Source organism: Streptomyces sp. CA-210063 (assembly GCF_024612015.1).
Lineage (GTDB): Bacteria > Actinomycetota > Actinomycetes > Streptomycetales > Streptomycetaceae > Streptomyces.
The window spans coordinates 6,463,442-6,490,223 of record NZ_CP102512.1; the positions used below are offsets into that span (position 1 = coordinate 6,463,442).

Consider the following 26,782-nt stretch of genomic DNA (forward strand, 5'->3'; position numbering starts at 1 on the left):
TACCGGAGCCCGACCCTGACCGGGGCCTCGGCCGGCTCCCCACCTACGGAGAAACACACACCATGGACCGCCTCGACAACACCGTCCGCCCCTACGCCTGGGGCTCGACCACCGCCATCCCGCAGCTCCTCGGCGTGGCACCCACCGGCGAGCCACAGGCGGAGATGTGGATGGGCGCCCACCCCGGAGCGCCCTCCCGCACCGGTCGCGGCCCTCTCACCGAGGTGATCGACGAGGACCCGGAACGTGAGTTGGGATCTCGAACCGTCGCCAAGTTCGGCCCCCGCCTCCCGTTCCTCCTGAAGCTCCTCGCCGCCGGCGCGCCCCTCTCCCTCCAGGTCCACCCCAACCTCGAACAGGCCAGGGAGGGGTACGAGGACGAGGAGCGCCGGGGCATCCCGATCGACGCGGGCCACCGCAACTACAAGGACGCCAACCACAAGCCCGAACTGATCTGCGCCCTCACGGAGTTCGACGGCCTCTGCGGCTTCCGCGACCCGCTCCGGGCCGCCGACCTGCTCGCCGCCCTCGACGTCGACTCCCTCAAGCCGTATGTCGACCTCCTGCACGCCCACCCCGAAGAGGCCGCCCTGCGCGAGGTGCTGACCGCCGTCCTGGGCGCCGACCCCGAGGAGATGGCCCACACGGTCACCGAGGCCGCGGCCGCCTGCGCCCGCCTCGGCGGCGACTACGCCCCGTACGCCGACATCGCCCACCACTACCCGGGCGACCCCGGCGTCATCGCCGCCATGCTCCTCAATCACGTCCGCCTGCAGCCCGGCGAGGCCCTGTTCCTCGGCGCCGGAATCCCGCACGCCTACCTGAACGGCCTCGGCGTCGAGATCATGGCCAACTCCGACAACGTCCTGCGCTGCGGCCTGACCCCCAAGCACGTCGACGTCCCCGAACTCCTGCGCATCGTCCGCTTCGAGGCGACCGACCCCGGCGTCCTGCGCCCCGAGGCGTCCCCCGACGGCGAGGAGGTCTACGAGACCCCCATCGAGGAGTTCCGCCTCTCCCGCTACGTCCTCCCCGAGGCCACCGCCGCGCACGACCTCACCCGCGCCACCCCGCAGATCCTCCTCTGCACGGCCGGTTCCGTCCGCGCCGGCGAACACACGCTCGCCCCCGGCGAATCCGTCTTCGTACCGGCGGACCAGAAGGCCGAGGTGTCCGGACCGGGCACGCTGTTCCGCGCCACCGTGGTCGCCTGAACGGCGTGAACCCCTCCTGATCCACAGCCTGGCGCACCGCCGCCGGACCGGGCTGCAACAATGCCCCCTGCAAAAGGCTGGCAAAGCCCGGCCGGTGACGGACGGAAGCGTGGGTACCCATGCCCATGCACAGACATATGCGTAGGCGAAGGGAACCCCGGACACATGAGCGCGTCAGGCGGCACCAAGGCGATCGTGGCGGCACTCGCCGCCAACCTCGCGATCGCGGTAGCGAAGTTCGTGGCGTTCCTCTTCAGCCACTCGTCGTCGATGCTCGCCGAGTCCGTGCACTCCCTCGCGGACTCCGGCAACCAGGCGCTGCTGCTCCTCGGCGGCAAGAAGGCCAAGCGCGAGGCGACCCCGCAACACCCCTTCGGCTACGGCCGCGAACGCTACATCTACGCCTTCCTCGTCTCCATCGTCCTCTTCTCCGTGGGCGGTATGTTCGCCCTCTACGAGGGCTACGAGAAGATCAAGCACCCGCACGAGATCGAGAACTGGTACTGGCCGGTCGGCGTCCTCGTCTTCGCGATCATCGCCGAGACCTTCTCCTTCCGGACCGCCATCAAGGAGTCCAACGCCCTGCGGGGCAAGAAGTCCTGGACCGAGTTCGTCCGCCACGCCAAGGCCCCCGAACTGCCGGTCGTCCTCCTGGAGGACCTCGGCGCCCTCGTCGGCCTGATCCTCGCCCTCGGCGGCGTCGGCCTCGCCCTGCTCACCGGCGACGGCGTCTGGGACGGCATCGGCACCCTCTGCATCGGCGTCCTGCTCATCCTGATCGCGATCGTCCTCGCCGCCGAGACGAAGTCCCTGCTCCTCGGCGAGGCCGCGGGCGCCGAGGACGTCGAGAAGATCGCGAAGGCCGTCGTCGACGGCGACACCGTCACCCGCGTCATCCACATGCGCACCCTCCACCTCGGCCCCGAGGAACTCCTCGTCGCCGCCAAGATCGCCGTCCAGCACGACGACACGGCCACCGAGATCGCCAACGCCATCGACGCGGCCGAGGCCCGCATCCGCGAGGCCGTCCCGATCGCCCGCGTCATCTACCTGGAGCCCGACATCTACAGCGAGGCGGAGGCCGCCAGGGGCGCCGACCCCGACGCCGCCCCCGGCGGCCCGGCCCCCACCGCCGAGCACTGACCCACCAGCCACTCCCCAGGACACCGGGGCCCGTCGCGAACCGCAGCGACGGGCCCTTTCCCGTCCCCGCCCAACGGATCTCCGCCCCAGCCACCCTCTTCGGCTTGATCTGTACGCAGGCGGACTGGGGCAGGCCGGGCCGACCGGTGTAGCTTGGGACGGAGCCAGACGTCGCTGCTGATGGCGGTCGGGCGGTCCCACCGAGGACCGGCCGAGGGAGAGAGGGCCTCCGACGGACTGTGCTGCGCGCACGCGGGCATGCCTGTGTCCTCTTCGGGCACTCCTGTGTCCGCCGCCGCGCAGACCAGCCCTATCCACCCTCGACCCGACACCGAGGAGCAGCTCGTAATGACGACTGTCGACAACCGGCAGGACTTCAAGGTCGCCGACCTCTCCCTGGCCGAGTTCGGCCGCAAGGAGATCACCCTCGCCGAGCATGAGATGCCCGGCCTGATGGCGATCCGCAGGGAGTACGCCGAGGCGCAGCCCCTCGCCGGCGCGCGTGTCACCGGCTCCCTGCACATGACCGTGCAGACCGCCGTCCTCATCGAGACCCTGGCCGCCCTCGGCGCCCAGGTCCGCTGGGCCTCCTGCAACATCTTCTCCACCCAGGACCACGCCGCCGCCGCCGTCGCGGTCGGCCCCAACGGCACGGTGGACAGCCCGCGGGGCATCCCGGTCTTCGCCTGGAAGGGCGAGACTCTGGAGGAGTACTGGTGGTGCACCGAGCAGGCGCTGACCTGGCCGGACAGCCCCACCGGCGGCCCCAACATGATCCTCGACGACGGCGGTGACGCCACTCTCCTCGTCCACAAGGGCGTCGAGTACGAGAAGGCCGGCAAGGTGCCCGCCGTCGACACGGCCGAGAACGACGAGCACCGCGTCATCCTCGAACTGCTGAACCGCACCATCACCGACGGCTCCCAGAAGTGGACCCAGCTGGCCTCGGAGATCCGCGGTGTCACCGAGGAGACCACCACCGGTGTCCACCGCCTGTACGAGATGCAGCGTGACGGCGACCTGCTGTTCCCGGCGATCAACGTGAACGACGCCGTCACCAAGTCGAAGTTCGACAACAAGTACGGCTGCCGCCACTCCCTGATCGACGGCATCAACCGCGCCACCGATGTCCTCATCGGCGGCAAGACCGCCGTCGTCTGTGGTTACGGTGATGTGGGCAAGGGCTGTGCGGAGTCTCTGCGCGGACAGGGCGCCCGCGTCATCGTCACCGAGATCGACCCGATCTGCGCGCTCCAGGCGGCGATGGACGGCTACCAGGTCACGACCCTCGACGAGGTCGTCGACAAGGCCGACATCTTCATCACCACGACCGGCAACAAGGACATCATCATGGCCTCGGACATGGCCAGGATGAAGCACCAGGCCATCGTCGGCAACATCGGCCACTTCGACAACGAGATCGACATGGCCGGCCTCGCGCAGATCCCGGGCATCGTCAAGGACGAGGTCAAGCCGCAGGTCCACACCTGGAAGTTCCCCGACGGCAAGGTGCTCATCGTCCTGTCCGAGGGGCGCCTGCTGAACCTGGGCAACGCCACCGGCCACCCGTCGTTCGTGATGTCCAACTCCTTCGCGGACCAGACCCTGGCCCAGATCGAGCTGTTCACCAAGCAGTCCGAGTACCCGATCGGCGTGTACACGCTGCCCAAGCACCTCGACGAGAAGGTCGCCCGCCTCCACCTCGACGCGCTCGGCGTGAAGCTCACGACGCTCCGCCCCGAGCAGGCCTCGTACATCGGGGTCGAGGTCGAGGGCCCGTACAAGCCGGACCACTACCGCTACTGATCCGCCCCGCGACGGGTGCGTCCGTGCACTGACGCACCCACGTCGGCAGCAGCTCCCAGGCAGGCCCCCGCACCCCCGTGCCGGGGGCCTGCCCCTTCGGCTCCCGCCCCGCCCGTCGGCCGGACCAGCCCGTCAAGACCCAGGACCCCCATGCCCCGCGGCCGGTATTCGCTTCACGACCCGCACGATCACACCCTCCTCGCCGAGGAACACTTCCACTGCGCGCCCGGCCCGTCCGGCTGGCGTTATGTGTCCCAACTGACCACCCCCTCCGGCGACCACGCAGGCTCCGTCGACCTCGCCCTGGACGAACTCGGCCGTCCCATCCGCCTCGAACTCCACGCCGCGAGCTGGCAGGTCCGCGGTGCCGCCCTCGACGGCGTCACCTGGGTCCGCACCGACCCCACCGGCACGGAGGCCACCGAAGGCAATGTCCGCGCCCATGCCTTCACCGGCACCTCCCCGGCGTTCCTCATCGCCACCGCCCGTCTCCTGCGCCTCACCCCTGCCGAGCCCGCCACCCGCGTACGCCTCGTCGCCTTCACCGACCCGGTCCTCGCCCCGCGCACCCTCGACCAGTCCTGGGCCTTGATCGCAAGAGAAGCACACGCCACTGACAACGGCCCCCTGACCGTGGACAAATACCAGGTCACAGCCCTGGACACGGGCGAGCGGCACACCGTTCACATCGCGGGGGACGTCGTTCTGGCGGCACCTGGAATCGAGCTGGAGCACCTGGAAACACCGCCGTCGACGTTCGACTGACAGCAGCTTGCACGTTTTGGACGTGAGGGGCCGTGGCTTACGCGGGCGGCGCGAACCCGGTGCCCGGCCGCTCGGCAGGTGGCCCTTGTGGCCCTTGCGGCTCCTGGGGTGCCTCGGAGATGCCCGAAGCCGTCGTGCCGGAAGCATTGGCCCCCGGAGCGGCAGCGGCTCCGCCAGGCGGCACATACCCCAAGGGGCCCGCCGGCGGCGCCTGCCCCACAAAACCCCCAGGCGGCGCATACACAGGGGCCACCGGAGGTTGAGGCATCGCGGGCCGAGCCATCGGCCCACCCCACCCGGGGCCACCGACCGGCGCCCCCGGCCCGACAGCACCCGCGCCCCCGAACGCCTGCCGAGCCTCCCGAGCCTGCCGCTCGTGCACCACGGCCGCGAGGTACGCGCCCGGCGGCACTCCATGCGGCGCCGGCGCCCCCGTACGCGCCGCGAGGTCCGAGGCGAGACGTTCCGCCATGGCAGCGCCGACGTGCGGGTCCAGCTGCCGCATGCGCGTCAGGTACTGGCGGATGGCCAGCCACAGCCCGTCCGGAACGGCGGACAGGTCGAGCCCGGAGAACCGCCCGACCAGCCAGGGCGGCGGGGGAGGCATGAACGCCGTCTGCCCGGCCGGCACCCGCTCCCGCACGACCAGCGTCCCCGCGAACACGTCACCCAGCCGCCGCCCCCGCGCCGACACGAGCGAGGCGATGCACGCGACGACTCCCAAGGTCATCAGGATCTCGACCACCCCGACCGCACCGCGCACCAGCGCGTGCCGGAACCGGATCGGCCCGCCGTCGTCCCGCACCACCCGCAGCCCGCACGCCAGCTTCCCCAGCGAACGCCCATGGCTCAGCGTCTCCACCGCGATCGGCCCGCCCACCAGTACGAGCAGGAAGCTCGCGATGGATATCGCCATCTGGGCCGCCTCGTCGAGGCCGGCCGTCGCCAGCACGAAAACCAAGACCACCGCGAAGTAGACGACCATGGCCACGATCAGGTCGACCAACACGGCCAGCGCCCGGCTCGGCAGCTTCGCGGGACGCAGCTCCAGCGCCACCGCCTCGCCCGTCACTAGCTCACTCACACCCGTAGTCCTTCCGGTTTCATCCCCTGACCTGCCCCGAGAACGGCCAGTCTGCCAAGCTGAAGTCACATCGCGCCGCAGTACGACCAGTACGACAAGCTGACACGCAATACGAGAGGGACGAGGAGCAGCACACCCGATGGACCTCGATGTCTTCGTGTCCGCCCATCGCGCCGAGTGGGACCGCCTGGATGCCCTGCTCCGCCGCCAGCGCCGCCTCAACGGCGCCGAGGTCGACGAACTCGTCGCCCTCTACCAGCGCACGGCCACCCACCTCTCGCTGATCCAGTCCAGCGCCCCGGACCCCCAGCTCACCGGCCGTCTCAGCCAACTGGTGGCACGCGCGCGCAGTGCCGTGACAGGAAACCGACGCGCTTCCTGGCGAGATGTCACGCGCTTCCTGACCCACGGATTCCCGGCCGCCGTGTACCGCTCCCGCCACTGGTGGGTCCCCACAGCACTCCTCTCCACCCTCGTCGCCGTCCTCCTGGGGTGGTGGATCGGCATCCATCCGGAGGTCCAGGCCACCCTGGCGGCCCCCGACGAACTCCGCGAGATGACCCGTCCCGGGGGCCAGTACGAGACGTACTACTCCAGCCATCCCGCCGCCTCCTTCGCCGCCCAGGTGTGGACGAACAACGCACAGGCCGCCGCGATGTGCCTCGTCCTGGGCATCTTCCTGGGCCTGCCGGTCCTCTGGATCCTGCTGCTGAACATGCTCAACCTTGGCGTGGGCATCGGCCTGATGTCCTCGGCCGGCCGCCTCGACGTTTTCCTCGGCCTGATACTCCCGCACGGCCTCCTGGAACTGACCGCTGTCTTCGTGGCCGCCGGCACGGGCCTACGCCTCGGCTGGACCGTCATCGATCCCGGTCCCCGCACCCGCCGTTCGGCCCTGGCCGAGGAGGGGCGAGCCGCCCTGGGCATGGCGATAGGCCTGGCGCTGGTCCTCTTCGTCTCCGGCGCCATCGAAGGCTTCGTCACCCCCTCCGGCCTGCCCACCTGGGCCCGTATCAGCATCGGAGTCCTTGCCGAGCTGGCCTTCCTCGCCTACGTCTATGTCCTGGGAGGACGCGCCGTCCGGGCCGGCGACACGGGCGACGTCGAGGAGCACGAACGCAGTGCCGCGGTCCCTACGGCCGCCTGATGTGCGGACACCCCCGTCGGGCTGTTAGTCTCCTCTTCGTTCCCGCAGGAGCCGTTGACACGGCGCGTGTGGGGAGGTAGATTTACACAGTTACCTAGAGGTGGACATGCCCCAGGTGACAGTGAATATCTGTCGGCTTCTCGTGAAGATGATTCCCGAGTGAGCCCATCCGATGATTCAGAATGAGCGGCTGGTCAGTCCGGCCAAAAACTTCTGATAAAGTCGGACTCGCCGAAAAGAAAGCCGTAAGGCAATCAAATAGGCAGAGGCCCTCCAACGGCCACTGGAAATGAATTCCGACCGGAAACGGAACGGAAAACGGATCTGGTAAGGTTGGAAATGCAAGACCGAAGGGAAGCGCCCGGAGGAAAGCTCGAGAAGTTGCTCGGGTGAGTACAAAGGAAGCGTCCGTTCCTTGAGAACTCAACAGCGTGCCAAAAATCAACGCCAGATATGTTGATACCCCGTTCCCGGCCATGTGGTTGGGGCGAGGTTCCTTTGAAAAAACACAGCGAGGACGCTGTGAACGGCCGGGCTTATTCCGCCTGGTTGTTCCGCTCTCGTGATGTGTGCACCCGATTACGGGTAAACATTCACGGAGAGTTTGATCCTGGCTCAGGACGAACGCTGGCGGCGTGCTTAACACATGCAAGTCGAACGATGAACCACTTCGGTGGGGATTAGTGGCGAACGGGTGAGTAACACGTGGGCAATCTGCCCTTCACTCTGGGACAAGCCCTGGAAACGGGGTCTAATACCGGATACAACCACCGGCCGCATGGCCTGGTGGTGGAAAGCTCCGGCGGTGAAGGATGAGCCCGCGGCCTATCAGCTTGTTGGTGAGGTAACGGCTCACCAAGGCGACGACGGGTAGCCGGCCTGAGAGGGCGACCGGCCACACTGGGACTGAGACACGGCCCAGACTCCTACGGGAGGCAGCAGTGGGGAATATTGCACAATGGGCGAAAGCCTGATGCAGCGACGCCGCGTGAGGGATGACGGCCTTCGGGTTGTAAACCTCTTTCAGCAGGGAAGAAGCGAAAGTGACGGTACCTGCAGAAGAAGCGCCGGCTAACTACGTGCCAGCAGCCGCGGTAATACGTAGGGCGCGAGCGTTGTCCGGAATTATTGGGCGTAAAGAGCTCGTAGGCGGTCTGTCGCGTCGGATGTGAAAGCCCGGGGCTTAACCCCGGGTCTGCATTCGATACGGGCAGACTAGAGTGTGGTAGGGGAGATCGGAATTCCTGGTGTAGCGGTGAAATGCGCAGATATCAGGAGGAACACCGGTGGCGAAGGCGGATCTCTGGGCCATTACTGACGCTGAGGAGCGAAAGCGTGGGGAGCGAACAGGATTAGATACCCTGGTAGTCCACGCCGTAAACGGTGGGAACTAGGTGTTGGCGACATTCCACGTCGTCGGTGCCGCAGCTAACGCATTAAGTTCCCCGCCTGGGGAGTACGGCCGCAAGGCTAAAACTCAAAGGAATTGACGGGGGCCCGCACAAGCAGCGGAGCATGTGGCTTAATTCGACGCAACGCGAAGAACCTTACCAAGGCTTGACATACACCGGAAACGGCCAGAGATGGTCGCCCCCTTGTGGTCGGTGTACAGGTGGTGCATGGCTGTCGTCAGCTCGTGTCGTGAGATGTTGGGTTAAGTCCCGCAACGAGCGCAACCCTTGTTCTGTGTTGCCAGCATGCCCTTCGGGGTGATGGGGACTCACAGGAGACTGCCGGGGTCAACTCGGAGGAAGGTGGGGACGACGTCAAGTCATCATGCCCCTTATGTCTTGGGCTGCACACGTGCTACAATGGCAGGTACAATGAGCTGCGAAGCCGTGAGGCGGAGCGAATCTCAAAAAGCCTGTCTCAGTTCGGATTGGGGTCTGCAACTCGACCCCATGAAGTCGGAGTTGCTAGTAATCGCAGATCAGCAGTGCTGCGGTGAATACGTTCCCGGGCCTTGTACACACCGCCCGTCACGTCACGAAAGTCGGTAACACCCGAAGCCGGTGGCCCAACCCGTAAGGGAGGGAGCTGTCGAAGGTGGGACTGGCGATTGGGACGAAGTCGTAACAAGGTAGCCGTACCGGAAGGTGCGGCTGGATCACCTCCTTTCTAAGGAGCATCTAGGCCGTCGAGCTTGCTCGGTGGTCCAGGGCCACAACGCAGGCGAATGTTCTGCGGTGGTTGCTCAAGGGTGGAACGTTGATTATTCGGCACACTCGGTCTTCTCGGGTTCGTTAGTACTGCTTCGGCGTGGAACACGGATGAGAGAGGCGAGGGTGTCGGGCACGCTGTTGGGTGTCTGAGGGTATGGCCGTGTGGCTGCCTTCAGTGCCGGCCCCAGTGAACTCCGGTTGTTGCCGGGGGTGATGGGTGGTTGGTCGTTGTTTGAGAACTGCACAGTGGACGCGAGCATCTGTGGCCAAGTTTTTAAGGGCGCACGGTGGATGCCTTGGCACCAGGAACCGATGAAGGACGTGGGAGGCCACGATAGGCCCCGGGGAGTCGTCAACCAGGCTTTGATCCGGGGGTGTCCGAATGGGGAAACCCGGCAGTCGTCATGGGCTGTCACCCTTGCCTGAACACATAGGGCAAGTGGAGGGAACGCGGGGAAGTGAAACATCTCAGTACCCGCAGGAAGAGAAAACAACCGTGATTCCGGGAGTAGTGGCGAGCGAAACCGGATGAGGCCAAACCGTATGCGTGTGAGACCCGGCAGGGGTTGCGTATACGGGGTTGTGGGATCTCTCTTCTGTCGTCTGCCGGCGACAGGACGAGTCAGAAACCGTTGATGTAGGCGAAGGACATGCGAAAGGTCCGGCGTAGAGGGTAAGACCCCCGTAGCTGAAACGTCAACGGCTCGTTTGAGAGACACCCAAGTAGCACGGGGCCCGAGAAATCCCGTGTGAATCTGGCGGGACCACCCGCTAAGCCTAAATATTCCCTGGTGACCGATAGCGGATAGTACCGTGAGGGAATGGTGAAAAGTACCGCGGGAGCGGAGTGAAATAGTACCTGAAACCGTGTGCCTACAAGCCGTGGGAGCGTCGGGTGAGCACTTGTGCTTGCCTCGTGACTGCGTGCCTTTTGAAGAATGAGCCTGCGAGTTTGCGGTGTGTTGCGAGGTTAACCCGTTGTGGGGTAGCCGTAGCGAAAGCGAGTCCGAATAGGGCGTTTGAGTAGCACGCTCAAGACCCGAAGCGGAGTGATCTAGCCATGGGCAGGTTGAAGCGGAGGTAAGACTTCGTGGAGGACCGAACCCACCAGGGTTGAAAACCTGGGGGATGACCTGTGGTTAGGGGTGAAAGGCCAATCAAACTCCGTGATAGCTGGTTCTCCCCGAAATGCATTTAGGTGCAGCGTCGTGTGTTTCTTGCCGGAGGTAGAGCACTGGATAGGCGATGGGCCCTACCGGGTTACTGACCTTAGCCAAACTCCGAATGCCGGTAAGTGAGAGCGCGGCAGTGAGACTGTGGGGGATAAGCTCCATGGTCGAGAGGGAAACAGCCCAGAGCATCGACTAAGGCCCCTAAGCGTACGCTAAGTGGGAAAGGATGTGGAGTCGCACAGACAACCAGGAGGTTGGCTTAGAAGCAGCCACCCTTGAAAGAGTGCGTAATAGCTCACTGGTCTAGTGATTCCGCGCCGACAATGTAGCGGGGCTCAAGCGTACCGCCGAAGTCGTGTCATTTCAGCATGAGGGCCAACGCCCGCTGGGATGGGTAGGGGAGCGTCGTCTGCCGGGTGAAGCAGCCGCGGAAGCGAGTTGTGGACGGTTGACGAGTGAGAATGCAGGCATGAGTAGCGATACACACGTGAGAAACGTGTGCGCCGATTGACCAAGGGTTCCTGGGTCAAGCTGATCTGCCCAGGGTAAGTCGGGACCTAAGGCGAGGCCGACAGGCGTAGTCGATGGATAACCGGTTGATATTCCGGTACCCGCTGTGAAGCGTCAAACATTGAACCAGGCGATGCTAAGTCCGTGAAGCCGTTCCGGACCCTTCGGGGAAAGGAAAGTGGTGGAGCCGACGGACCAGACCTGTAGTAGGTGAGTGATGGGGTGACGCAGGAAGGTAGTCCATCCCGGGCGGTGGTTGTCCCGGGGTAAGGGTGTAGGACGTCAGGTAGGTAAATCCGCCTGGCAATAGTCTGAGACCTGATGCCGAGCCGATTGTGGTGAAGTGGATGATCCTATGCTGTCGAGAAAAGCCTCTAGCGAGTTTCATGGCGGCCCGTACCCTAAACCGACTCAGGTGGTCAGGTAGAGAATACCGAGGCGTTCGGGTGAACTATGGTTAAGGAACTCGGCAAAATGCCCCCGTAACTTCGGGAGAAGGGGGGCCATCACCGGTGATCCGATTTACTCGGTGAGCTGGGGGTGGCCGCAGAGACCAGCGAGAAGCGACTGTTTACTAAAAACACAGGTCCGTGCGAAGCCGTAAGGCGATGTATACGGACTGACGCCTGCCCGGTGCTGGAACGTTAAGGGGACCGGTTAGTGCGCTTTCGGGCGTGCGAAGCTGAGAACTTAAGCGCCAGTAAACGGCGGTGGTAACTATAACCATCCTAAGGTAGCGAAATTCCTTGTCGGGTAAGTTCCGACCTGCACGAATGGCGTAACGACTTCTCGACTGTCTCAACCATAGGCCCGGTGAAATTGCACTACGAGTAAAGATGCTCGTTTCGCGCAGCAGGACGGAAAGACCCCGGGACCTTTACTACAGTTTGATATTGGTGTTCGGTTCGGCTTGTGTAGGATAGCTGGGAGACTGTGAAGCTCGGACGCCAGTTCGGGTGGAGTCGTCGTTGAAATACCAGTCTGGTCGTGCTGGATGTCTAACCCGGGTCCGTGATCCGGATCGGGGACAGTGTCTGATGGGTAGTTTAACTGGGGCGGTTGCCTCCTAAAGAGTAACGGAGGCGCCCAAAGGTTCCCTCAGCCTGGTTGGCAATCAGGTGGTGAGTGTAAGTGCACAAGGGAGCTTGACTGTGAGACCGACGGGTCGAGCAGGGACGAAAGTCGGGACTAGTGATCCGGCGGTGGCTTGTGGAAGCGCCGTCGCTCAACGGATAAAAGGTACCCCGGGGATAACAGGCTGATCTTCCCCAAGAGTCCATATCGACGGGATGGTTTGGCACCTCGATGTCGGCTCGTCGCATCCTGGGGCTGGAGTCGGTCCCAAGGGTTGGGCTGTTCGCCCATTAAAGCGGTACGCGAGCTGGGTTTAGAACGTCGTGAGACAGTTCGGTCCCTATCCGCTGCGCGCGCAGGAATATTGAGAAGGGCTGTCCCTAGTACGAGAGGACCGGGACGGACGAACCTCTGGTGTGCCAGTTGTTCTGCCAAGGGCATGGCTGGTTGGCTACGTTCGGGAGGGATAACCGCTGAAAGCATCTAAGCGGGAAGCCTGCTTCGAGATGAGTATTCCCACCCCCTTTGAGGGGTTAAGGCTCCCAGTAGACGACTGGGTTGATAGGCCAGATATGGAAGGCGGGTAACCGCTGGAGTTGACTGGTACTAATAGGCCGAGGGCTTGTCCTCAGTTGCTCGCGTCCACTGTGTTGGTTCTGAAACCACGAACAACCCCGCCCGGGTCACAGCGGGTGGTGCGGGTGTTTGACAGTTTCATAGTGTTTCGGTGGTCATAGCGTGAGGGAAACGCCCGGTTACATTCCGAACCCGGAAGCTAAGCCTTACAGCGCCGATGGTACTGCAGGGGGGACCCTGTGGGAGAGTAGGACACCGCCGAACAAATATTACAGAAAGGCCCACACCTCACGGTGTGGGCCTTTCTGCGTTTGGGGTGCTCCCTCCCTTTCCAGGATTGCCCCCCTGAATTAGAGGAATCAGAGGCGACCTGCTGCCTTCAGCGCCAGATAGGCATCAGCCAGGGCCGGCGCCAGGTTCTCCGGGGTCGCGTCGACGACTGTGACGCCGTGGCGGCGGAGTTGTTCGGCGGTGCGGTGGCGGTCTGTTTGGGCCTGCGCGGCCGCTGCGGCCTCGTAGACGGCCTCTGTGGTGCCTCGTGAGCCGGCCATGCGGGCGATGTGCGGGTCGGCGACCGAGGCCACCAGAAGCGTATGGCGTTGGGTGAGGCGGGACAGCACCGGGAGGAGGCCCTGTTCGACGGGGGCCGCGTCGAGGGTCGTGAGGAGAACGATGAGGGCGCGGCGGGATGCCGTACGGAGTGCGGTGGCCGTGAGGCCGCGGGCGTCCGTTTCGACGAGCTCGGGTTCGAGGGGGGCCATCGCGTTGACCAGGGATGGGAGTACGTCGCCGGCCGTGCGGCCCTGGACGAGGGCTCGTACGTGGCGGTCGTAGGCCAGGAGGTCCACACGGTCGCCGGCTCGGGAGGCGAGCGCGGCCAGGAGGAGGGCCGCGTCCATGGAAGCGTCGAGGCGGGGGGCGTCGCCCACGCGGCCTGCGGAGGTTCGGCCGGTGTCCAGGACGAGGAGGATGTGGCGATCGCGTTCGGGGCGCCAGGTGCGTACCGCCACCGAGGACTGGCGGGCCGTGGCGCGCCAGTCGATGGAACGGGTGTCGTCGCCGGGGATGTATTCGCGGAGGCTGTCGAACTCCGTGCCCTCGCCTCGGGTCAGGAGGCTGGTGCGGCCGTCGAGTTCGCGCAGGCGGGCCAGCTTGGAGGGCAGGTGTTTGCGACTGGTGAACGGCGGGAGGACCCGTACGGTCCAGGGGACCTTGTGGCTGCCCTGGCGGGCGAAGAGGCCGAGGGGGCCGTACGAGCGGATCGTGACCTTGTCCGCTTGGCGGTCGCCTCGGCGGGTGGGGCGCAGGCGTGTGGTGACGCGGCGGCGTTCGCCTGGGGGGACCGTGAGGCGGTGGCGGGAGGCGGCCACTTCGGTGCCGGGGAGCCAGCTGCTGGGGGGCCAGGCGTCGCGGAGCTGGGCGCGCAGGGGGCGGTTGGAGGAGTTGGTGACCGTGAGGGTGACGTCCGCGGTTTCGCCCAGGCGTGCGGAGGTGTCGCCGGAGCGTGTGAGGCCCAGTCGGCGCACTGGGGCGGCGAGGGCGTAGTCGCAGGCGCATGCCAGGGCCAGGGATGCGTTCACGGCGAGGATGCCCGTCCAGCTGGGTTCCCAGATGCCCACGGGGAGAGTGCCGAGGGCCGCGAGGAGTGCGGCGCGTCCGGTGGGGGCCATCAGCGGGGGACGGGGAGGTGGGCGAGGATCGCGTTGATGACCGAGTCGGCCGTCACGCCTTCCATCTCGGCCTCCGGGCGGAGCTGGACGCGATGGCGGAGGGTCGGAAGGGCGAGTGCCTTGACATCGTCGGGGATGACGTAGTCGCGGCCCGTCAGCCAGGCCCAGGCGCGGGAGGCCGCGAGGAGGGCTGTGGCGCCTCGGGGGGAGACGCCGAGGGTGAGGGACGGGGACTCGCGGGTGGCGCGGCAGATGTCCACCACGTAGGCGGTGATCTCGGGGGAGATCGTCGTCTTGGCCACGGCGGCGCGGGCCGCTTCGAGGTCGGCCGCGTTCGCGACGGGGCGTACGCCGGCGGCGCGCAGGTCGCGCGGGTTGAAGCCCTCTGCGTGGCGGGTGAGGACGTTGATCTCGTCCTCACGGGACGGGAGTGGGACCGTCAGTTTGAGGAGGAAACGGTCCAGCTGGGCTTCGGGGAGGGGATACGTGCCCTCGTACTCGACCGGGTTCTGGGTCGCGGCGACCAGGAACGGGTCCGGGAGCGGGCGTGGGGTGCCGTCGACCGTGACCTGGCGCTCCTCCATGGCCTCCAGCAAGGAGGACTGGGTCTTCGGCGGGGTGCGGTTGATCTCGTCGGCGAGGAGCAGGTTGGTGAAGACCGGGCCGGGCTGGAAGGAGAACTCGGCGCTGCGGGTGTCGTAGACGAGGGAGCCGGTGACGTCGCTCGGCATGAGGTCCGGGGTGAACTGGACGCGCTTGGTGTCCAGTTCCAGTGCGGACGCGAGGGCGCGGACGAGCAACGTTTTGGCTACTCCAGGGACTCCTTCAAGTAGGACGTGTCCGCGGCAGAGGAGGGCGACGACGAGGCCGGTCACGGCGGGGTCCTGGCCGACCACGGCTTTGGCGATCTCGGCGCGCAGGGCCTCCAGGGAGGCTCGGGCGGCACCCGGGTCCCCGGTGGTCCCGGCGTTGTCAGTGGTCGGGTCCATCATGAACGGCGTACCTCTCTTTCGAGGGCGTCGAGTTGGTCGGTGAGGGCGATGAGGGCGGTGTCGTCGCTGGGCGGCGGGCCGAAGAGGAGGGCGTGCAGGGACTGTCCGTCGCCGTGGAGGTGTGAGGACAGGGCGGGGAGCAGGGCCTCGGGCGTGTGTGCCCGGGAGACGGGGACACCTACGAGGGGGGCGAGGCGCGTGCGGGTGGTGGAGCGAAGAGCGGCGGCCGCGCGGTCGCGGGCGTTGGCCTTGCGGTAGAGGCGGGCGCGGCCTTCGACGGTTTCGGAGGCGCGGATCGCGACGGGGAGTTTCTCGGGCACCAGGGGGCCGAGTCGGCGTGCCCGCCAGAGGGCGGCCAGGGCCCCGGCGACGAAGAGCTGCGCGGTGCCCCAGATCCAGCCCGAGGGGAGCAGGTCGAAGAAGCTGCGGCTGTCGGCGTCGGAGGCCGAGTCGTCGGAGAGCGAGGGGAGGTACCAGACCACATGGGAGCGCGAGCCGAGGAGTTGGAGGGCGAGGGAGGCGTTGCCCTGCTCGTCGAGGCTGCTGTTGTAGAGGACGTCGGGGGCGCCGAGTACGACGGTGTCGCCGTCCCCCTCTGCCGCCGGGACGCGCACCAGGGTGGGCAGGCCCTCGTCGGAGTAGCAGGTGTCGGCCGTGCGGGCTGTGACGTGGTAGCGGATGCCGCCGGTGTCGGCGCTGCCCGCGCGGCGGGCGGCGGGCAGGTCGCAGCGGGGGGCGAGGGTGGAGTCGAAGCTGAGGACGGGGTCGGCGGTGACCCCGGGGGCGAGGGTGCTGACGGACGGGGAGCCGGGGGCGACGAGGACCGTGCGGCCGCCGGAGGCCTCGGTCGCCGTGCGCAGGCGGCTCTGCTGGGAATCGGTCAGCAGGTCGGGGACAGCGATCAGGAGTGTGGTGTCGGGGCCCGCGGCGGCGCTCGCCTCGTCGAGGGTGGTGACGAGCCGGGTGGACACGTCCCGGTCGGTGAGGAGTTCGGCGACGGCGCGGCTGCCGTTGGTGTCGGCGGAGCGCGGGTCGAGGCGGCCGTGCTCCGCGCCCGACTGGATCACGGCGATCACGACGGCCGCCGCCAGGAGGATCACGGCCGCGAGCACGACACCGCGTGCGCGGGTCCACACCTGGCGGGCGGTGGGCGAGACCGAGGTGGACGGGAGCGTGGCCTCGGTGGTCATTCGGCGGCTCCCCGGCGCGTGCTGTGGGCCGTGTTCGCGGTGCTGGCGGTGCTGCTCGCCAGGGCGGGCTTGGTGCGCTCCAGGTCGTCGTCGAGGGCGGCGAGCCGGCGGTACGTTCCTTCGGCCGCGGACCGGCCGCCGTATGTGACGTCGTCGAAGTCCCGGGCGGCGGCGCGCAGTCGGTCCGCGTGGGCGGGGAGGACCCGGCCGGCTTCGGAGGCCGCCTCGTCGGCGGTGCGGCCGGGGCGGGCGTCGAGCAGGGCGCGCTCCTCCAGGGAGCGGACGACGGCACGCATGCGTTCCTGGACGGCCTGGTTCCAGTGGCCCTGGGCGGCCTGCGCCTCGGCGGCCGCGCGGTGTTCGGCGGCGCTGCGGGGGCGGTCGTCGAAGAGCACAGCTGACGAGACAGGGGCGCGGCGAGGGGTGCCGAGGCGCCACCACAGGGCTCCGAGGAGGGCCAGGACGGCCAGGACGATGACGACGAGGCCGAGTGTGCCGCCGGGGGTGGCTGCGGAGGCGGCGCCGAACAGTTTGTCGAGCCAGTCCCAGAAGGCGTCGATGGCGCGCTCGTACCAACTGGGGTCGTTCTCGTGGTACATGCCCTTGGACAGCTCGCGCTGTGCCGCCTCTCGCGCGGGGTCGCGCGGGAGGGTGATGGGTGGCTCGTCCGCCGAGCGCCAGGACATCGGTATGGCTGTCAGCGCTCCCCCCGACAGTCTCACCGCATCAGCTCCCCGGGGTGGCGGCGGGGGTGTCGCCGCCGTAGCCCTGGACACCGGCGGCGCGGCCCAGTTCGAGGTCGAGGGCCTCGCGGCGGATGCGCTGGTCGATGTAGAGGAGCACGGTGACGCCGGCGCTGATCGGGAAGGTGACCGTGGATCCGATGACCGCGCCGACGCCGCTGATGACGAGGTACGTCCAGCCGATGTTCGCGCCGCCGGAGGCGATGAAGTCGGAGATGCCGTTGCCGTCCAGGAGAGCGGCCACGACGGAGAAGGGGATCACGACGATCGACGCGACGACGTAGGCGATGATCGCGGCGAGCAGTTGGATGCCGAGGACCCGCCACCAGGAGCCGCGCACCAGCTTGACGGAGCGGTTCATCGACTTCGCCACGCCCTGCTTCTCCAGCATCAGCGCGGGCGAGGCGAGCGAGAAGCGGATCATCAGCCAGACGGTGAGGGCGAAGGCACCGATCCCGCCGACGAGGGCGAGGAGGACGCCGGCGCCGGCCGAGCCCCCTGCGGCGACGAGGATGCCGGGCAGGACGCCCACGGTCATGATCAGGCCGGCGATGAGGAGCAGCAGGAGGGTCAGGCCGCCCAGCCTGAGGAGTTGCGGGCGGGCGTCCCGCCAGGCTTCGGCGGTGGTCACCGGCTTGCCGAGGACGGCTCGGCTGGTGACGGTCGTGAGCAGGGCCGTCGCGATGATGGTGCCCAGCAGGGAGATCACCAGGACGGCGGAGGTGGTCAGCAGGGTGTCGCCGAGGGCGCGGCCCAGCTCGTCGGGCGTGGCGGTCGGGTCGCTGAGGACGTCCGAGTTCGCGGTGTCGTTGAGAACGAGGCCCTGGAGCAGGATGGCCGCGATCTGGGTGATGACCGCGACGGTCAGGGAGATGCCCAGGACCGTGCGCCAGTGCGTGCGCATGGTGGAGACCGCGCCGTCGAGGATCTCGCCGATGCCGAGCGGGCGCAGCGGGATCACGCCGGGCTTGGCCGCGGGCGGGGGGCCTCCCCATCCGCCGCCCCAGCCGGGAGCGCCGTAGCCCGGGCCAGGGGCGCCGTAGCCGGGGTGCCCGCCGGGCGGGCCGTAGCCGCCGGGGCCGGGGTGCTGGGTGCCGGGCTGGGGCGCGCCGGGGTGGCCGCCCCAGCCCGGGACGGGCGGTGGTGGTGGCGGGGTCTGGCCGGGGCCCTGCGGGCTCGGAGCGGTCCACTGGGCGGGCGGCGGCTGCTCCTTGGACCACTTGGACGGCGATTGTGCCTGGTCCGCGCCGCTCTGGTCAGCCGGCTGCGCGGAGCCCTGCTGGTCCGGCTCCTGGCCGCCCGAGGGGGCGGATCCGGGCGAGGCCCAGCCCGGAGTGTCCTTCATCGTCGCTCCTTCACGGTGCTCGTCCGCGGTCGCGGCGGCAGGTTGGCGCCCATCGTGCCACGCGGTGTCCGAGAAGTGACCGGGGGCCGTATGCGCTGCGTACCTTCAATTGTCCGACGGATACGGGGCAGACTGACCGCATGGCTGATCAGTACGCGCGATCCGGCGACGACACCAGGCCGACCGAGATACCCGCGATCCGTTGGGACGAGCCACCTGAAGGCCCCGTCCTGGTCCTCCTGGACCAGACGAGGCTGCCGGCCGAGGAGGTCGAGCTGGTGTGCACGGACGCGCCCGCGCTGGTGGAGGCGATCCGTTCGCTCGCTGTGCGCGGGGCGCCGCTGCTGGGCATCGCCGGGGCATACGGCGTCGCGCTCGCCGCCGCCCGGGGGTTCGACGTGGAGGACGCCGCCCAGGCGCTCGAGGGTGCCCGGCCCACCGCGGTGAACCTCGCCGTCGGTGTGCGCCGGGCGCGGGCCGCCTACCGGGCAGAGCTCGGCCGGACGAGCGACCAGGAGCAGGCCGCCGAGGCGGCGCTCGCCGCGGCGCGGGCGCTGCACCGGGAGGACGCCGAGGCGAGTTCCCGCATGGCCGCGCACGGGCTGGCGCTGCTCGACGAGCTGCTGCCGGGCGGCGGGCACCGGGTGCTCACGCACTGCAACACCGGTGCGCTGGTGTCGGGTGGTGAGGGCACGGCGTTCGCGGTGGCGCTCGCCGCGCACCGGTCGGGGCGGCTGCGTCGGCTGTGGGTGGACGAGACGCGGCCGTTGCTGCAGGGTTCCCGGCTGACCGCTTATGAGGCGGCGCGCAGCGGAATGGCGTACACCTTGCTCACGGACAATGCCGCGGGTTCGCTCTTCGCGGCGGGGGAGGTGGACGCGGTGCTGGTCGGGGCCGACCGGATCGCCGCCGACGGATCGGTGGCGAACAAGGTCGGGACCTATCCGCTCGCGGTGCTTGCCCGGTATCACCATGTGCCGTTCATCGTGGTGGCGCCGGTGACGACGGTGGATCCGGACACCCCGGACGGGGCGTCCATCGAGGTGGAACAGCGCGCGGGTCATGAGGTGACCGAGATCACGGCACCTCAGGTGCCGGTGGCGGGAGCAGAGGCGGGAGGCGGGATCGCGGTGGCACCCCTGGGGACCCAGGCGTACAACCCGGCGTTCGACGTGACACCGCCGGAGCTGGTGACGGCGATCGTCACCGAGGAAGGGGCTGTGTCGCCCGTGACCGCCGATGCGCTTGCCGAGCTGTGTGACAGGTCACGCCAGGTAACGATTTAGTTAATGGGATGATGGCATTCATGAAGGGACGAGTCCTTGTCGTCGACGACGACACCGCACTGGCCGAGATGCTCGGCATTGTGTTGCGTGGTGAAGGTTTTGAGCCGTCTTTCGTAGCCGACGGCGACAAGGCGCTGGCCGCGTTCCGTGAGGCCAAACCGGATCTGGTGCTGCTGGATCTGATGCTGCCGGGCCGGGACGGGATCGAGGTGTGCCGTCTGATCAGGGCGGAGTCCGGGGTGCCGATCGTGATGCTCACGGCGAAGAGCGACACCGTGGATGTGGTGGTCGGCCTGGAGTCGGGCGCGGACGACTACATCGTGAAGCCGTTCAAGCCGAAGGAGCTGGTGGCCCGGATCCGGGCCAGGCTGAGGAGGTCGGAGGAGCCGGCGCCGGAGCAGCTCGCCATAGGTGACCTGGTCATCGATGTGGCCGGGCACTCCGTGAAGCGGGAGGGGCAGTCGATCGCGCTGACGCCTCTGGAGTTCGACCTGCTGGTCGCGTTGGCGCGGAAGCCGTGGCAGGTGTTCACCCGGGAGGTCCTGCTGGAGCAGGTCTGGGGGTACCGCCACGCGGCGGACACCCGTCTGGTGAACGTCCATGTGCAGCGGCTGCGCTCCAAGGTCGAGAAGGACCCGGAGCGGCCGGAGATCGTGGTGACCGTCCGTGGCGTCGGATACAAGGCAGGGCCCAGCTGACATGTCCGGTGACAGTGCCGCTTCGGCGCCCGGCCAGCCGGGGACCCGCGCGGAGCGGCCTGTCGGCCGGAAGTCGTCGGGTTCCCGTTGGGGGCGTCTCCTCGACGGCGGGTTGCTGCAGGGCGGAGTCCAGGGCAGCCCGGTCCTGAGGCTGTTCATGCGCTGGGTGCGCCGTCCGCTGCTGCCCGTGATGCGGCTGTGGCGGCGCAACATCCAGCTCAGGATCGTCGTGACGACCCTGCTGATGTCGCTCAGCGTCGTACTGCTGCTGGGCTTCGTCGTCATCGGGCAGGTCCGTAACGGACTGCTGGACGCCAAGGTCAAGGCCTCGCAGAGCCAGGCCACCGGCGGCTTCACGGTCGCCGAGCAGAAGGCCGACAGTGAGGCGAGCGCGGCAGGGAACGACAGCGCGGAGCCGGACGGCGACCAGGTGCAGAACGTCGTCGAGTGGATGACCAACCTGGTGAATTCGCTGTCCAGTGGTGGCCAGGGCGCGTTCGACGTCGTGACCCTCAGCCCCGCCTCCGCCGACGGTGACACCGGGGGGCTCGGCCCGCGTGTCTCCGGGGGCGTGAAATGGGACCTCAGCGTGCCCGTGGAGCTGCGCGAGCGGGTCGACGACGGCACCAGTGCCGTCCAGAGCTACACGCGGATCTACTACGACAACGGGCAGGAGCCCCAGCCGGGGCTGATCATCGGCAAGCAGGTCAGCGACCCCAACAGTGAGCCGTACCAGCTGTACTACCTCTTCCCGCTCACTCAGGAGGAGAAGTCCCTCGATCTGGTCAAGGGGACGCTGGCGACGGCGGGGCTGTTCGTGGTCGTGCTGCTCGGGGCCATCGCCTGGCTCGTGGTGCGGCAGGTCGTCACGCCCGTGCGGATGGCGGCCGGGATCGCCGAGCGGCTGTCCGCCGGACGCCTCCAGGAACGTATGAAGGTCAGCGGCGAGGACGACATCGCGCGGCTCGGCGAGGCCTTCAACAAGATGGCGCAGAATCTGCAGCTGAAGATCCAGCAGCTGGAGGACCTGTCGCGGATGCAGCGGCGGTTCGTCTCCGATGTGTCGCACGAGTTGCGTACGCCGTTGACGACGGTACGGATGGCGGCGGACGTCATCCATGACGCGCGCGTGGACTTCGACCCGGTGACCGCGCGGTCGGCCGAGCTGCTCGCCGACCAGCTGGACCGGTTCGAGTCGCTGCTCGCGGACCTGCTGGAGATCAGCCGGTTCGACGCGGGCGCGGCGGCACTGGAGGCCGAGCCGATAGACCTGCGCGAGGTCGTGCGGAAGGTCGTCAGCGGGGCCGAGCCGCTCGCGGAGCGCAAGGGGACGCGGATACGGGTCCTGGGGGACCAGCAGCCCGTCGTCGCCGAGGCCGACGCCCGGCGTGTGGAGCGAGTGCTGCGCAACCTCGTGGTGAACGCGGTCGAGCACGGTGAGGGCAAGGACGTGGTGGTCAAGCTGGCGGCGGCGGGCGGCGCGGTCGCGGTCGCGGTGCGCGACTACGGCGTCGGGCTCAAGCCGGGCGAGGCGACGCGGGTGTTCAGCCGTTTCTGGCGGGCCGACCCGGCACGCGCGCGTACCACCGGTGGTACGGGACTGGGGCTCTCCATCGCCCTGGAGGACGCCCGGCTGCACGGCGGCTGGTTGCAGGCGTGGGGTGAGCCGGGCGGCGGTTCGCAGTTCCGGCTCACTCTGCCGCGGACGGCGGACGAGCCGCTGCGGGGGTCCCCGATACCCCTGGAACCGAAGGACTCACGGCGAACCCGTGGGCTGAACGACGCCGGTCTGCCGCTCGGCGGCAGCGGCAAGCTCGCCACGGTGCCGGTCCAAGCCGGTGAGCGGGGGGCCGCGCGGGCGGCCATAGGGCCCCGGCCGGGCGCCGGGCAGGTGCCCACGGCCGACCCTACGGCGCTCCCCGGCAGCGGCGCGCGTGTGGTGCCCCGGCCGGGCACGCCGCCCACGACACCGTCTCCGGCCTCGCCGGCGCGGCGGTCGGACGACGCGGGGCAGGCCGAGGAGAGGCCGTCGGAGAGCGGCGTGGAGCGGCAGCACGAGCAGGGGGAGGCATTCCGTGGGCGCTGACCGCGGGAAACGCGGCCGTGGGCGTCCGGTGCGGGCGACGGCATACGTCGGCATCGGTGCCGTACTGCTGGCGGGGTGCGCCTCGATGCCGGACAGCGGTGACATGCGTGATGTCGAGTCCACGCCGAGGCAGGACGCCCAGGTGCGGGTCTTCGCGCTGCCGCCCGCGGAGGACGCCGAGCCGCGGGAGATCGTGCAGGGTTTCCTGGAAGCCCTGACCAGCGACGACCTGAACTATGCGACGGCACGCAAATACCTGACCGGTGACGCGCTCAAGAACTGGAAACCGGGCGAGTCGACCACGGTCCTCGCCGAGGCACCCACCCCCTACACCCAGGTCACGGGGGAGCGGCCGCAGACCGACGAGTACCGGTACGAGCTGTCCGGCAAGAAGGTCGCCCTGGTGGACGGGCAGCACGCGTACACGCCCGTCGGCGGGGAGTACCGCCGGACCGTGCATCTCACGCGCGTGAAGGACACCCAGCAGTGGCGCATCGACCAGCTGCCGCCGGGCGTGGTGCTCGGCAGGTCGGACTTCGAGCGCAACTACAAGTCGATCAACAAGTACTACTTCACCTCCGCCGCGCAGTCCGGTGAGCCGGGGACGGTCGCCGACCCGGTCTATGTGCGCAGCCAGGTCGACCCGGTGACCCAGGTGGTCCGGGACCTGTTGAAGGGCCCCACCAGCTGGCTCAACCCGGTCGCGAGGACGAGCTTCCCCTCCGGTACGGCCCTGCGGAAGGGCACCGGGCCGCTGACGCCCGACGACCAGAACAGGCTGGTCGTGCCGTTGAACAAGAAGGCCGACCGCGTCTCGGAGAGCCGATGCGAGGAGATGGCCGCCCAACTCCTCTTCACACTCCAGGACTACATGCCCACGGGCGTGGACGAGGTGGAGCTCCAGGGGTCGACCGGCGCGCAGCTGTGCGTGCTCGGTGAGGGCCAGGCCGACATCATCGCCTCGCACGGCTTCGGTAAGAGCGCGGAGTACGAGTACTTCATCGACGGCGAGCACAAGCTCGTACGCCTGCCCGAGCGGAACACGGTGACCACGCCGACGGCCGTTCCCGGCGCGCTCGGCGAGGGCGAGAAGCAGTTGCGGTCCGCCGCCGTGTCACGCGGTGAGGACCGGGCCGCCGGGGTGTCGCTCGACGGGAGCGAGCTGTACGTGTCGCCGCTGACGGCGGACGGCGCGCTCGGCGATCCCGCGCTGAGCAGCGCCGGCGCCACCGCGAAGGACCGGCTGACGACGCCCAGTTGGGACGGGCGGGGCGACCTGTGGGTCGCCGACCGCGACCCCAGGAATCCCCGGTTGCTGGTGCTGGCGGACGGCATGGGGGAGCCGCTGGAGGTCAGGACGCCGGGGCTCAACGGGCGCATCGAGGCGGTGCGTGTGGCCGCCGACGGGGTACGGGTCGCGCTGATCCTGGAGGACGAGGGCGAGCGGGCGCTGTACATCGGCCGCATCGAGCGCGACGCCGACGCCGACGGCACCACTGTCTCGATCGTCGAACTGCGGTCCGTGACACCGGACCTGGAGGACGTCACCGCCATGTCGTGGGCCGGTGACAGCCAGCTCGTGGTCGTGGGGCGCGAATCCGGGGGTGTGCAGCAGATGCGGTACGTCCGGGTCGACGGCTCCCCGGCGCCGGGCGCCGGGCCTTCCGCGCTCACCGGCGTGGAGGAGATCGCCGCGTCCGAGGACGAGAGCCAGCCGCTGGTCGCGCACTCTGCCGACGGCATCGTCCGGCTGTCTCCGGGGGCGCAGTGGCAGACGGTGGTCAAGGAGGGGACGGCGCCGGTCTACCCGGGGTAGGGCCGGGGCGGGGCCTGTCTCCGCTGTGTCCGGCGTGTCCGGCGTGTCCGCCGTGTCCGCCGTGTCCGGCGGACGGGTTCCGCGGGGCTGGCCACTGGTGGCTTCTGGGCGGCTGTGGTTCAGCTGCGCCCGGTTTCGGTGCCGCCCGTGGTTCGGTGGCGCCCGTGATGTCGGCCGGCGTCGACGCGCGGCGGAGGTGGTGGCGTGCGCCCATCTGCGGCGGCACCCGGTCCTTTTGTGATGAGACTCGGCCTTTTCTGAAGGCACTCGCTCTTCTTCGGGCGCCCATCGCTCATGTGGGTGACAACCCCTCTGTCCTTTCGGTGACTTGTCCACAGGCGGTTGTCCACAGGGGTGGCAGGGCGTCGCATGCGTTGGCACAGTGGTGGGCATGCGGGGGTGGTGGCAGGACCTCACGGATCTGGTGCTGCCGGCCGAGTGCGGAGGCTGCGGGAGGCCTCGCGCGGTGCTCTGCCCGGAGTGTCGCGCGGCTCTGACCAAAGGCGCGCCGTGCCGGGTGCGACCGGTGCCGGAACCGTCGGGGTTGCCCGTGGTGTACGCGGCGGCTCCGTACGAGGACGCGGTGCGGGCCGCGCTGCTCGCGCACAAGGAACGGGGTGCGCTGGCGCTCGCCGGACCGCTCGGCACGGCCTTGGCAGGGGCCGTACGGGCGGGCGGTGGCGATGGACCGGTGCTGCTGGTTCCGGTGCCGTCCGCGCGGCGGGCGGTGCGGGCGCGTGGGCACGACCCGGCGCGGCGGATCGCGCTCGCGGCGGCCGGGCAGCTGCGGCGTACCGGTACGCCGGCCCGGGTGCTCGGTGTGCTGCGGCAGCGGCGTGCCGTGGCCGATCAGTCGGGGCTGGACTCCCGGCAGCGGCTGGACAACCTCGCGGGTGCCCTGGAGGTGGTCGCCGGGGGTACTCGGCTGCTGGGTGGAGGCCTGGTCGTGCTCGTGGACGACCTGATGACGACCGGTGCCTCGCTCGCGGAGGCGGCACGGGCGGTGCGGGTGGCCAGGGCCGGGTGGGAGGTGGTTCCGGAGGAGTTTGACGCGGGACGAACGGTAAAGGAGATGGTGCGAACACAAGGGGTAACGGGAATGGCGGGTGCGGACGGCGTCGGAGACGTGATCCGTGCGGCGGTGGTCGCCGCGCCGCCCGACTCTTTCCAAATAAACCGGAACTGAGAGAGAACTTGCATCGTTGCAGGTAATGAGAGGGTCAATTCACCTGAACGGAGGTATGTCTCGGTAGAGGGTGACGACATACGTCCGGGCGAGATATGTTCGGTTGTGAGGGAATGGCCCCGGCTGTTCGCGCCATATCCGAATGCTGTGCTGCGGGTTTTCCGAATCACCCGCGCCGGCGGGGTGGAGATCTTGTCCACGGGGGAGGAGGAGGTGGAAGTCACCGAGTCCGCGGTTCCGGGAGCCACCGGAACCTGGTGCACAAGGGAGATGCTCCGCCAGTGGAGCGGAGTGATCCGGGAACGGAGTTCTGCGTGGACATCGTCGTCAAGGGCCGCAAGACCGAGGTGCCCGAGCGGTTCCGCAAGCACGTGGCCGAGAAGCTGAAGCTGGAGAAGATCCAGAAGCTCGACGCCAAGGTGATCAGCCTCGACGTCGAGGTGTCCAAGGAGCCCAACCCCCGACAGGCCGACCGCAGTGACCGGGTGGAGATCACGCTCCACTCCCGCGGACCGGTGATCCGGGCGGAGGCCGCGGCAAGTGATCCGTATGCGGCGCTCGACCTGGCGGCGGACAAGCTCGAGGCCCGGCTGCGCAAGCAGCACGACAAGCGTTACACGCGCCGAGGCGCGCGCAGGCTCACGGCCGCGGAGGTCGCCGACCACGTCCCCGGTGTGGCGACGCTCAACGGCAACGGATACGTCGCCGACGAGGAGAAGTCGGACGGCGTGCCCACCAAGAGGATCGGCTCGCTGGAAGTGAAGGGCGAAGGCCCTCTCATCGTCCGCGAGAAGACCCACGTCGCCTCCCCGATGACCCTCGACCAGGCTCTCTACGAGATGGAGCTGGTCGGGCACGACTTCTACCTGTTCGTCGACTCCGAGACCAAGGAACCGAGTGTCGTCTACCGGCGGCACGCCTACGACTACGGCGTCATCCACCTCAGCACGGACCCGATGGTCGCCCAGGCGCATTCGGACGCCGCGGGCGGCGCGCTCGGCGGCTGACCGCGCCGTGTGACAGCTGAGCTGGTGCCCCTGGAGCGCTTGTGCGCCCCCAGGGGCACCGGTGTGCGACCCCTCGTGGCCCGCTCTGTCACCGCAGTGTCGGCCGGGCA

17 protein-coding genes and 3 rRNA genes are annotated in these 26,782 nt (G+C 68.3%); 14 read left to right on the forward strand and 6 right to left on the reverse strand.

Annotated elements, in window-relative coordinates; genetic code table 11:
- Window positions 1-62 precede the first annotated feature (62 nt).
- From manA to JIX56_RS28340, 4 genes are all read left to right on the forward strand, one after another.
- Window positions 63-1,214 (forward strand): mannose-6-phosphate isomerase, class I, encoded by a 1,152-nt coding sequence (gene manA / locus JIX56_RS28325; RefSeq protein WP_257544710.1) that lies wholly within the window; start codon window positions 63-65, stop codon window positions 1,212-1,214.
- Between the two features lie 165 nt (window positions 1,215-1,379).
- Window positions 1,380-2,357 carry a cation diffusion facilitator family transporter gene (locus JIX56_RS28330; protein ID WP_257544712.1) on the forward strand — a complete coding sequence of 326 codons (978 nt, stop codon included), beginning with the start codon at window positions 1,380-1,382 and terminating at the stop codon, window positions 2,355-2,357.
- Between the two features lie 348 nt (window positions 2,358-2,705).
- A complete protein-coding gene (gene ahcY, locus JIX56_RS28335; protein WP_257544714.1) occupies window positions 2,706-4,163 on the forward strand; it encodes an adenosylhomocysteinase in 1,458 nt (485 codons plus the stop codon).
- Window positions 4,164-4,313: 150 nt separating this feature from the next.
- A complete protein-coding gene (locus tag JIX56_RS28340; protein WP_257544716.1) occupies window positions 4,314-4,928 on the forward strand; it encodes a hypothetical protein in 615 nt (204 codons plus the stop codon).
- Between the two features lie 37 nt (window positions 4,929-4,965).
- Here the strand turns inward: JIX56_RS28340 and JIX56_RS28345 are convergent, their stop codons facing one another.
- Window positions 4,966-6,012, reverse strand: coding sequence for an RDD family protein (locus tag JIX56_RS28345; protein ID WP_257544718.1), 1,047 nt, complete (start codon window positions 6,010-6,012; stop codon window positions 4,966-4,968).
- A 139-nt stretch (window positions 6,013-6,151) separates the two neighbouring features.
- On the opposite strand from JIX56_RS28345, the gene JIX56_RS28350 reads away from it, so the two are divergent.
- The 4 genes from JIX56_RS28350 (at window position 6,152) to rrf (ending at window position 12,917) form a co-directional block, all read left to right on the forward strand.
- The gene (locus JIX56_RS28350; RefSeq protein ID WP_257544720.1) at window positions 6,152-7,159 is read left to right on the forward strand and encodes a stage II sporulation protein M; all 1,008 of its coding nucleotides are present in this window, start codon (window positions 6,152-6,154) and stop codon (window positions 7,157-7,159) included.
- A 592-nt stretch (window positions 7,160-7,751) separates the two neighbouring features.
- Window positions 7,752-9,277 (forward strand): 16S ribosomal RNA (locus JIX56_RS28355).
- A gap of 308 nt (window positions 9,278-9,585) precedes the next feature.
- Window positions 9,586-12,707: ribosomal RNA gene (locus JIX56_RS28360) — 23S ribosomal RNA — on the forward strand.
- Between the two features lie 93 nt (window positions 12,708-12,800).
- A 5S ribosomal RNA gene (rrf, locus tag JIX56_RS28365) occupies window positions 12,801-12,917 on the forward strand.
- Together the 16S, 23S and 5S rRNA genes form the textbook arrangement of a ribosomal RNA operon.
- A 95-nt stretch (window positions 12,918-13,012) precedes the next feature.
- On the opposite strand, the gene JIX56_RS28370 is transcribed toward rrf, so the two are convergent.
- Genes JIX56_RS28370 through JIX56_RS28390 form a run of 5 tightly spaced genes read right to left on the reverse strand, consistent with a single transcriptional unit; the run spans window position 13,013 to window position 18,593 of the window.
- Entirely contained in the window at window positions 13,013-14,323 is a 1,311-nt protein-coding gene (locus tag JIX56_RS28370; protein WP_257544722.1) for a DUF58 domain-containing protein, read from the reverse strand.
- Complete coding sequence (locus tag JIX56_RS28375) at window positions 14,323-15,312, reverse strand: AAA family ATPase (protein WP_257544724.1); 990 nt, start codon at window positions 15,310-15,312, stop codon at window positions 14,323-14,325. Before JIX56_RS28375 ends, JIX56_RS28370 begins: the two co-directional genes overlap by 1 nt.
- The gene (locus JIX56_RS28380) at window positions 15,312-16,505 is read right to left on the reverse strand and encodes a DUF4350 domain-containing protein (protein WP_257544726.1); all 1,194 of its coding nucleotides are present in this window, start codon (window positions 16,503-16,505) and stop codon (window positions 15,312-15,314) included. Before JIX56_RS28380 ends, JIX56_RS28375 begins: the two co-directional genes overlap by 1 nt.
- Window positions 16,502-17,191: a DUF4129 domain-containing protein gene (locus JIX56_RS28385; RefSeq protein ID WP_257544728.1), complete on the reverse strand. Its 690-nt coding sequence runs from the start codon at window positions 17,189-17,191 to the stop codon at window positions 16,502-16,504. The genes JIX56_RS28380 and JIX56_RS28385 overlap by 4 nt, the downstream gene beginning before the upstream one ends.
- 40 nt (window positions 17,192-17,231) lie before the next feature.
- Window positions 17,232-18,593 carry a glycerophosphoryl diester phosphodiesterase membrane domain-containing protein gene (locus JIX56_RS28390; RefSeq protein ID WP_257544730.1) on the reverse strand — a complete coding sequence of 454 codons (1,362 nt, stop codon included), beginning with the start codon at window positions 18,591-18,593 and terminating at the stop codon, window positions 17,232-17,234.
- A gap of 140 nt (window positions 18,594-18,733) precedes the next feature.
- Between JIX56_RS28390 and mtnA the strand changes: the two genes are divergently transcribed.
- From mtnA to hpf, 6 genes are all read left to right on the forward strand, one after another.
- On the forward strand, window positions 18,734-19,879 hold the full coding sequence (gene mtnA / locus JIX56_RS28395) for an S-methyl-5-thioribose-1-phosphate isomerase (RefSeq protein ID WP_257544732.1): 1,146 nt from the start codon (window positions 18,734-18,736) through the stop codon (window positions 19,877-19,879).
- 8 nt (window positions 19,880-19,887) lie between these two features.
- On the forward strand, window positions 19,888-20,577 hold the full coding sequence (mtrA, locus tag JIX56_RS28400; RefSeq protein WP_189823911.1) for a two-component system response regulator MtrA: 690 nt from the start codon (window positions 19,888-19,890) through the stop codon (window positions 20,575-20,577).
- A 1-nt stretch (window position 20,578) separates the two neighbouring features.
- A complete protein-coding gene (gene mtrB, locus JIX56_RS28405; RefSeq protein ID WP_257544734.1) occupies window positions 20,579-22,663 on the forward strand; it encodes an MtrAB system histidine kinase MtrB in 2,085 nt (694 codons plus the stop codon).
- Complete coding sequence (locus JIX56_RS28410; RefSeq protein ID WP_257544736.1) at window positions 22,653-24,479, forward strand: LpqB family beta-propeller domain-containing protein; 1,827 nt, start codon at window positions 22,653-22,655, stop codon at window positions 24,477-24,479. The genes mtrB and JIX56_RS28410 overlap by 11 nt, the downstream gene beginning before the upstream one ends.
- 391 nt (window positions 24,480-24,870) lie before the next feature.
- Complete coding sequence (locus JIX56_RS28415) at window positions 24,871-25,665, forward strand: ComF family protein (protein ID WP_257544738.1); 795 nt, start codon at window positions 24,871-24,873, stop codon at window positions 25,663-25,665.
- 314 nt (window positions 25,666-25,979) lie between these two features.
- Window positions 25,980-26,672, forward strand: a complete 693-nt coding sequence (gene hpf, locus JIX56_RS28420; RefSeq protein ID WP_443031895.1) for a ribosome hibernation-promoting factor, HPF/YfiA family — start codon at window positions 25,980-25,982, stop codon at window positions 26,670-26,672.
- Window positions 26,673-26,782: the final 110 nt, after the last annotated feature.

Excerpts from the sequence above, each read along its gene's own strand:
- mtrA (WP_189823911.1), top strand. The coding sequence starts at position 19,888 with ATGATGGCATTCATGAAGGGACGAGTCCTTGTCGTCGACGACGACACC.
- mtnA (WP_257544732.1), top strand. The coding sequence starts at position 18,734 with ATGGCTGATCAGTACGCGCGATCCGGCGACGACACCAGGCCGACCGAG.
- JIX56_RS28380 (WP_257544726.1), bottom strand. The coding sequence starts at position 16,505 with ATGACCACCGAGGCCACGCTCCCGTCCACCTCGGTCTCGCCCACCGCC.
- ahcY (WP_257544714.1), top strand. The coding sequence starts at position 2,706 with ATGACGACTGTCGACAACCGGCAGGACTTCAAGGTCGCCGACCTCTCC.
- JIX56_RS28385 (WP_257544728.1), bottom strand. The coding sequence starts at position 17,191 with ATGTCCTGGCGCTCGGCGGACGAGCCACCCATCACCCTCCCGCGCGAC.
- JIX56_RS28370 (WP_257544722.1), bottom strand. The coding sequence starts at position 14,323 with ATGGCCCCCACCGGACGCGCCGCACTCCTCGCGGCCCTCGGCACTCTC.
- JIX56_RS28375 (WP_257544724.1), bottom strand. The coding sequence starts at position 15,312 with ATGGACCCGACCACTGACAACGCCGGGACCACCGGGGACCCGGGTGCC.
- JIX56_RS28415 (WP_257544738.1), top strand. The coding sequence starts at position 24,871 with ATGCGGGGGTGGTGGCAGGACCTCACGGATCTGGTGCTGCCGGCCGAG.
- JIX56_RS28390 (WP_257544730.1), bottom strand. The coding sequence starts at position 18,593 with ATGAAGGACACTCCGGGCTGGGCCTCGCCCGGATCCGCCCCCTCGGGC.
- manA (WP_257544710.1), top strand. The coding sequence starts at position 63 with ATGGACCGCCTCGACAACACCGTCCGCCCCTACGCCTGGGGCTCGACC.
- JIX56_RS28350 (WP_257544720.1), top strand. The coding sequence starts at position 6,152 with ATGGACCTCGATGTCTTCGTGTCCGCCCATCGCGCCGAGTGGGACCGC.
- mtrB (WP_257544734.1), top strand. The coding sequence starts at position 20,579 with ATGTCCGGTGACAGTGCCGCTTCGGCGCCCGGCCAGCCGGGGACCCGC.
- JIX56_RS28330 (WP_257544712.1), top strand. The coding sequence starts at position 1,380 with ATGAGCGCGTCAGGCGGCACCAAGGCGATCGTGGCGGCACTCGCCGCC.
- JIX56_RS28340 (WP_257544716.1), top strand. The coding sequence starts at position 4,314 with ATGCCCCGCGGCCGGTATTCGCTTCACGACCCGCACGATCACACCCTC.